At 72.4% G+C, this 5,637-nt stretch carries 6 protein-coding genes and 1 pseudogene; 6 read left to right on the forward strand and 1 reads right to left on the reverse strand.

Translation table 11 applies throughout. From position 1 onward, the window contains the following. The 6 genes from BN12_RS26270 to BN12_RS17630 all read left to right on the forward strand — a co-directional run. On the forward strand, positions 1–245 hold a 245-nt coding region (locus BN12_RS26270; protein WP_235432453.1), incomplete at its 5' end, for a hypothetical protein. Between the two features lie 10 nt (positions 246–255). Further along, positions 256–2,022, forward strand: coding sequence for a proline--tRNA ligase (locus BN12_RS17610; protein WP_048554505.1), 1,767 nt, complete (start codon positions 256–258; stop codon positions 2,020–2,022). A 25-nt stretch (positions 2,023–2,047) separates the two neighbouring features. Further along, entirely contained in the window at positions 2,048–2,902 is an 855-nt protein-coding gene (locus tag BN12_RS17615) for an HAD family hydrolase (protein WP_235432454.1), read from the forward strand. Positions 2,903–2,973: 71 nt separating this feature from the next. Further along, on the forward strand, positions 2,974–3,546 hold the full coding sequence (locus tag BN12_RS17620) for a DinB family protein (RefSeq protein WP_083455039.1): 573 nt from the start codon (positions 2,974–2,976) through the stop codon (positions 3,544–3,546). Between the two features lie 25 nt (positions 3,547–3,571). Continuing rightward, the gene (locus BN12_RS17625; protein ID WP_048554507.1) at positions 3,572–4,360 is read left to right on the forward strand and encodes a sulfite exporter TauE/SafE family protein; all 789 of its coding nucleotides are present in this window, start codon (positions 3,572–3,574) and stop codon (positions 4,358–4,360) included. 73 nt (positions 4,361–4,433) lie between these two features. Next, positions 4,434–5,432 carry an NAD-dependent epimerase/dehydratase family protein gene (locus tag BN12_RS17630; RefSeq protein WP_048554509.1) on the forward strand — a complete coding sequence of 333 codons (999 nt, stop codon included), beginning with the start codon at positions 4,434–4,436 and terminating at the stop codon, positions 5,430–5,432. Here BN12_RS17630 and BN12_RS17635 read toward each other — a convergent pair. Then, a pseudogene (locus tag BN12_RS17635) lies at positions 5,419–5,637 on the reverse strand (N-acylglucosamine 2-epimerase); the annotation flags it as partial. The gene BN12_RS17630 and the pseudogene BN12_RS17635 sit on opposite strands and share 14 nt — an antisense overlap.

A 5,637-nucleotide genomic window follows, 5' to 3' on the forward strand; every position in this document is an offset into this window, starting at 1 on the left:
GTGGTTCCTGGACGGATCCGACCACGGAAAGCCCACACCTGCCGGGTGCGGATCCGGCAGGTGCGGGGTTGTCGTGGTTCCTGGACGGATCCGACCACGGAAAGCCCACACCTGCCGGGGACGGATCCGGCACGTGCGGGGTTGTCGTGGTGATGCGGCGCCCGGAAGGTGCGGCGCATCCGGAAAGGGGAGCGGACGGCATACCGACCCTCGATATCCTGTGCGGGTTGCCCACCCTCACCTAGGAGCTCCTCCGTGGCCATGCGCATGTCGTCCCTGTTCCTCCGCACCCTTCGCGAGGACCCGGCGGACGCCGAGGTGCCGAGCCACCGGCTCCTCGTCCGGGCGGGCTACATCCGGCGCGTGAGCCCCGGGATCTACACGTGGCTGCCGCTCGGCCTCAAGGTCCTGCGGAGGGTCGAGACGATCGTCCGCGAGGAGATGGACGCCATCGGCAGCCAGGAGCTCCTCTTCCCCGCCCTCCTGCCGAAGGAGCCCTACGAGGAGAGCGGCCGCTGGACCGACTACGGCGACAACATCTTCCGTCTCCACGACCGCAAGGGCGCCGAGTACCTCCTCGGGCCGACCCACGAGGAGATGTTCGCGCTCGTCGTCAAGGACCTCTTCAGCTCCTACAAGGACCTGCCGCTCGCCATCTACCAGATCCAGACGAAGTACCGCGACGAGGCGAGGCCGCGCGCCGGCATCCTGCGCGGTCGTGAGTTCGTCATGAAGGACTCCTACTCCTTCGACACCTCCAAGGCGGGTCTCGACAAGAGCTACCAGCTGCACCGCGACGCCTACATCCGGATCTTCGACCGGCTCGGCTTCCACTACGTCATCGTCAACGCGATGGCGGGCGCGATGGGCGGCAGCAAGAGCGAGGAGTTCCTCGCGACGGCCGAGAACGGCGAGGACACCTATGTCCGCTGTCCGTCGTGCGGGTATGCCGCGAACGTCGAGGCCGTGCGCGTCCCCGTCCCGGACGCGGTGCCGTATGCGGGGCTGCCGCCCGCCCATGTCGAGGACACCCCCGACACCCCGACGATCGACACGCTCGTCGACCACCTGAACACCGCCTTCCCCCGCGAGGACCGGTCGTGGACGGCGGCGGACACGTTGAAGAACGTCGTCGTCATGCTCAAGCACCCCGACGGGACTCGGGAGCCCCTCGCCATCGGGCTCCCCGGGGACCGGGAGGTCGACGAGAAGCGGCTCGGCGCGCAGGTCGACCCGGCCGTCGTCGAGGCCTTCGACGAGGCCGAGTTCGCGCGGAACCCCGCACTCACCAAGGGCTACATCGGCCCCGGCGCGCTCGGCTCGGACCACCCGAGCGGGATCCGCTACCTCCTCGACCCCCGTGTCGTGTCCGGCACCGCCTGGGTCACCGGGGCGGACGAGCCCGGGCGGCACGTCATCGGTCTCGTCGCCGGCCGCGACTTCGAGGGTGACGGCGTCATCGAGGCCGCCGAGGTGCGGGCCGGTGACCTGTGCCCCTCCTGCGGCCACGAGCTGGAGATCGCCCGGGGCATCGAGATGGGCCACATCTTCCAGCTCGGCACGAAGTATGCCGAGGCGCTCGGCCTCCGGGTCCTCGACGAGTCCGGCCGCCTCGTCACCGTCATCATGGGGTCCTACGGCGTCGGCGTCTCGCGGGCGGTCGCGGCGGTCGTCGAGGGCAACCACGACGAGGCCGGGATCATCTGGCCCCGTGAGCTCGCGCCCGCCGACGTCCACCTCGTCGCGACGGGCAAGGACGACGCGGTCTTCACCTTCGGCGAGGAGCTGACCCGCGAGCTCGAGGCCAACGGGCTCACCGTCCTCTACGACGACCGCCGGCAGGTCAGTCCCGGCGTGAAGTTCAAGGATTCCGAGCTCATCGGGGTCCCGACGATCGTCGTCGTCGGCCGTGGCCTGGCCGACGGACGGATCGAGATCAAGGACCGGCGCTCGGGCGAGCGCCGGGAGGTCGCCGTCGCCGACGCCGTCCGCGAGATCCTCGCCGAGACCGGGCATGCCTGATCCGGGGATCGAGAGGGGGACCGGCTTGTCCCCGGTCGAGCAATCGGAGGAGTCCTCCATCGGGCGGACCGGCCCGTCCCCGGGGCAGCGGACCGGTCCGTCCTCGGCCGAGGGGCGCGTCGGCCCGCGCCGGGTCGAGGCCGTCATCTTCGACTGGGGCGGCACGCTGACGCCGTGGCACACCGTCGACCTCCCCGAGCAGTGGCGGGTCTACGCACGCCAGATCCACGGCATACCGCTCGACTCGCCGTCCGTCGCCGACGGCGACCTCGCCAACGCGCAGGCCCTCGCCGACCGGCTTCTCGAGGCGGAGAAGACCGCGTGGGCCCGGGCGCGCGACGAGCACACCTCGGCGACGATCGCGCAGATCCTCACCGAGGCCGGCGTCGACCCCGACCACGACCGGGCGACCCTCGCGCTCGCCGCCTACCGGGGGTTCTGGGAGCCGCACACGTGGACCGACCCCCAGGTCCGCCCGGTCTGGTCGGGTCTGCGGGAGCGCGGGATCAAGGTCGGCGTCCTGTCCAACACGATCTGGACGCGCGAGTACCACCGGGGCCTCTTCGAGCGCGACGGCGTCCTCGACCTCCTCGACGCGGACGTGTACTCCTCGGAGATCCCGCATGTGAAGCCGTCGTCCGAGGCGTTCCGGCACGCGTGTGACGCGGTCGGCGTGGCGCCCGAGCACGCCGTCTACGTCGGAGACCGGCTCTACGAGGACGTCCACGGCCCCCACCGGATCGGGATGCGGGCCATCTGGATCCCCCACTCCGACCTGCCGAGCGACCAGGTCGTCGACGTCGAGGACACCCCCGACGCCATCGCGCACGAGCTGCTCGACGTCCTCGCCATCGTCGACCGGTGGCGGGACATCGCCTGAGGCAAGGCCGCCGAGCCGCTCCGACAGCCGCCGACCAGCGGCTGTCGGTGGTCCACGACACAGTGGTGGACATGACCATCGACTGGACCACGGAGTTCGTCGACCAGCTGGACTGGCACTGGACCCACCAGGCCCGTCCCCGGCTGGACGGCCTCAGCGACGCCGAGTACCTCTGGGAGCCGGTGGACGGGTGCTGGAGCGTCCGTCCCCGGGGCGAGCCCAGCCCTGCGACGGCCGTCGGCGACGGCGGGATGACGATCGACTACGCGTTCGACCCGCCGCAGCCGACGCCGTTCACGTCGATCGCGTGGCGCATCGCCCACGTCGTCGTCGGGGTCTTCGCCGCCCGCACGGCGGGACACTTCGGCGGCGCGCCGGTCAGCTACGACGGCTGGCCGTATGCGGGGACCGCCGCCGAGGCGCTCGAGCAGCTCGACGCGGCATACGCCGCCTGGGTCACCGGGGCGCGTGGTCTGAGCACGGACGACCTGGCGCAGCCGTGTGGCCCCGCCGAGGGCCCCTATGCGGAGATGCCGATGGTCACGCTCGTGCTGCACATCAACCGCGAGGCCATCCACCACCTCGCCGAGGTGGCCTGCATCCGCGACCTGTACGCTCACCGGGCACGCCTCGTGTCCCGCTGAGGGGACCTCATGATGGGGTGGCCTCGTGACGGACCTCGACATCGGAGCGGGCACCCTTGCGCTCCTCGCGCTCGCGGGGTTCGTCGCGGGATGGGTCGACGCCGTCGTCGGTGGCGGGGGCCTCGTCCAGCTTCCCGCGCTCCTCCTCGGCCTGCCGGGCGCCGCTCCCGCCCAGCTGCTCGCGACGAACAAGATGGGCTCGGTCGTCGGCACGACGGTCTCGTCGGTGACCTACTACCGCCGGGTCCGGCCCGATCTGCGGACGGCCGTTCCGATGGCCGCGGTCGCCTTCCTCGGGGCGATCGTCGGCGCGGTCATCGGGCTGCACATCCCCAAGTCCGCGTTCAACCCCATCGTCCTCGTCTGCCTCGTCGCGGTCGGTGCCTACACCCTCGCCAAGCCGCGGCTCGGGACGGAGACGGCGCTGCGCTTCCACGGCCACCGGCATACCGCCCTCGCCATGGTCATCGGGTTCACGATCGGCGTCTACGACGGCGCCCTCGGACCGGGCACCGGCTCCTTCCTCGTCTTCGCACTCGTCGGCCTCATGGGGTATGCGTTCCTCGAGGCGAGCGCGAAGGCGAAGATCGCCAACGTCGCGACGAACCTCGGTGCGCTCGTCGTCTTCCTCCCGGGTGGGCACGTCGTGTGGCCCGCCGCGGCGGTCCTCGCCGTCGCGAACCCGCTCGGCGGGTACCTCGGCGCGCGGACCGCGGTCCGGCTCGGGTCCCGTTTCGTCCGGGTCGTATTCGTCTGCGTCGTCGGTGCCTTCATCGTGCGCATCGGGGGCCAGCTGACCGGCCTGTGGCCGTGACGGGCGAGAGCGTTCGCTGTCGGCGTATGCCGGCACGCGGCGGTCGACCCCGTTCCGTGGTCTCGTGGATCGCATGGACGTTCTCGTGCTCGGAGGGACCGCATGGCTCGGCGGAGAGGTCGCCCGGCGAGGGGTGAGCCTCGGACACACGGTGACGTGCCTCGCGCGGGGCGAGAGCGGTCCGGTGCCCGAGGGCGCTCGGCTCGTCGTGGGGGACCGGTCGACGACCGAGGCGTATGCGGAGCTCGAGGGACGGCGCTTCGACCTCGTGGTCGACGTCGCCCGACAGCCGCTCCACGTCCGGACCGCTCTCGACGCGCTCGGCGAGCACGCCGACCACTGGGTCCTCGTCAGCACGGGAAGCGTCTACGCCGACCACGCGTCGATGCACCGCACCGAGGCGACCTCGCTGCTTCCCGCCTTCGAGGGTGACGAGGCGCCACCGGAGCTCTACGGCGAGGCGAAGGTCGCCTGCGAGCAGGCGTGCCGGGCCGTCCGCGGGGACGACGTGCTCATCGCGCGCTCCGGCCTCATCGCCGGGGCCGGGGACCCGAGCGACCGGGCCGGCTACTGGCCCGGTCGGTTCGCCCTTGCTGCCGAGGACGGCGGCCCGGTCCTCGTCCCGGAGCGCCGGGATGTGCCGTGTCAGCTCACCGACGTCCGGGACCTCGCCGGCTGGCTCCTCGAGGCCGGCCTGGCGGCGGAGGTCGGCACGATGAACGCCGTCGCGCCGGAGCGGCGTCTCGAGGAGGTTCTCGACGCCGCCGCGGCGGTGGCCGGTTTCGCCGGCGAGCGGGTTCCGATGAGCGACGACGCCCTGAGGGAGGCGGGGGTCGAGGAGTACATGGGTCCGCGCTCCCTGCCCCTGTGGATCGCCGACCCGGAGTGGGCCGGCTTCCAGTCCCTCGACGACACCCTGGCCAGGGACGCCGGCCTCACCGCGCGCCCCGTGGAGGACACCCTCGCTGCGGCCCTCGCGTGGGAGCGGGAGCTCGGGCTCGCCCGGACCGGCCGCCGTGCGGGCCTCGACCGCGACGACGAGCTGGCGCTCCTCGGCGTCAGCCGGGACTGACGCCGAGGAGGCTGCGCAGCGCCTCCGGCGTCGTGACCGGTGCGTCGCAGACGAACCCCCGGCAGACGTATGCCGCGCTCGAGCCGTCGACGAGCGGCCGGTCGGCGAGGAGCGGGCGGCCGGGGGCGTCCGGCAGCCCGTGGGCGACGACGAGCCCGGGGGAGGGGCAGGCCCGGGCGATCGCGGCGAGCACGTCGGCGAGCGC

The organism is Nostocoides japonicum T1-X7, from assembly GCF_001046855.1.
GTDB lineage: Bacteria > Actinomycetota > Actinomycetes > Actinomycetales > Dermatophilaceae > Nostocoides > Nostocoides japonicum.

Bases quoted from the DNA above. Each gene is read 5' to 3' on its own strand.
- BN12_RS17630 (WP_048554509.1), top strand. From the start codon at position 4,434: ATGGACGTTCTCGTGCTCGGAGGGACCGCATGGCTCGGCGGAGAGGTC.
- BN12_RS17620 (WP_083455039.1), top strand. From the start codon at position 2,974: ATGACCATCGACTGGACCACGGAGTTCGTCGACCAGCTGGACTGGCAC.